We start from the raw sequence: 1,332 nt of genomic DNA, 5'->3' as shown, positions 1-1,332 counted from the left end.
CGAAGACGATGTCGGCGCCGGTGGCGGGTTCGGGGACGGCGGCGGCGGTCGCGGCGACCGGGCCGAGGCCGGTGGTGCCGGTGACGATCGCTCCGGCGAAGCCGAGCATGGAGACGAAGCCGGCGACCACGGGCAGCGAGATGAGGCCGTCGAAGAAGCCGTTGAGTGCCTCGACGCCGCCGAAGAGGCCTTCGAGGAGGCCGTCGAAAACGAGCGCGACGGTCAGGACGACGAGTCCCGCGAATCCGAGGCCCAGGAACCAGACCATGTCGCCCACCCCTCACCGATGTTGCGCGTCTGCCCCCGGAGACGGTGGGCAGGGGCTCACGGTTGCACCCCGTGAGAGGGAAAGCCATGGGTTTTGAGCGAGAACTGAGGGTCGGGCCTGGGGTTCACAGGTTCGAGTGCGGCCAGCGGGCGCGCAGTTGCTCCCGGGAGCGGAGCAGCGCCAGGGTCGGGAGGCCGAGGGCGGGTCCCGCCGACAGGAGGTCGGGGAGTCCGGGGACCGGGGCCACGGCGGCGACGTCGTCGAGGACGAGGGTGATTGGTGGGTCGAGGCGGCCGGAGGATGACCGTTCGGCCATGCGCCGGCCGCGCTCGACCACGCTGGAGGCGAGGGCCGTCAGGAGTGGCATGGCTCCCGGGTCGGTCCTCGGGTCCTCGACGGATTCGCCGATCACATAGAGCGTGCCCGCTTCATGGACGAAGGAATCCAGGACCAGGGAATCGTTCCGGTTCGGGGTGCAGGCCTCGCGGATGTGGACGGCGCCGAGGCAGGCGAGCGCACGGGCCGTCAGCTGGGTCGCCATGTCGCGGCGTTCGGGGTGCGAGGTGAGCGCGGACTCGAGTTCGCCGGCCGTGCCGGAGACGGCGGACGGGTGGGTGCGCAGGGCGCGGACGGCGTCCTGGACCTGGTTGCCCTGGGCCCAGCGGTGGAGGTGGCGGAGGGTGCGGCCGTCGACGGCGGCGGCGTGCAGGTAGCAGCGCAGCAGCGTCTCGGCGGTGTCGGCGACGGCGGCGTCCAGGCGGGCCGCGGGACGGACGGGGGCCAGCAGGGCGGTGGCGCGGGCGGCCGCGGTGTCCTTGTCCTCGCAGCCGGCCAGCGGCGACCAGTGGAGGCGGGCCGGGGTGTCGCAGAGGCGGGAGGCGTCGTGGACCAGGACGGGGCCGAGCTTGGCCCGGGCGTCCTTGGTGGCCTCCCAGAGGGCCGGGTCGGACGTGACGACCACGACGGGTCCCTCGGCCTCCAGCACGGCCTCCACGGCCAGCGGGAGGCGCTCCTGGGGCGGCGCGTAGACCAGCGGGCCGACGGGGGCGGGGACGGCCGGGGGC

The 1,332-nt window shown here is 74.2% G+C and carries 2 pseudogenes; both read right to left on the bottom strand.

The annotated features are described in order from the left end of the window. A pseudogene (locus ACOV8S_RS01930) lies at positions 1–268 on the bottom strand (hypothetical protein); the annotation flags it as partial. A 124-nt stretch (positions 269–392) separates the two neighbouring features. Further along, positions 393–1,332 (bottom strand): annotated as a pseudogene (locus ACOV8S_RS01925) (type VI secretion protein); the annotation flags it as partial.

It is taken from the genome of Streptomyces sp. CO7 (genome assembly GCF_053474865.1).
The sequence above is the reverse complement of the archived record's forward strand: the minus strand, read 5'-3'. Positions and strand labels throughout refer to the sequence as shown.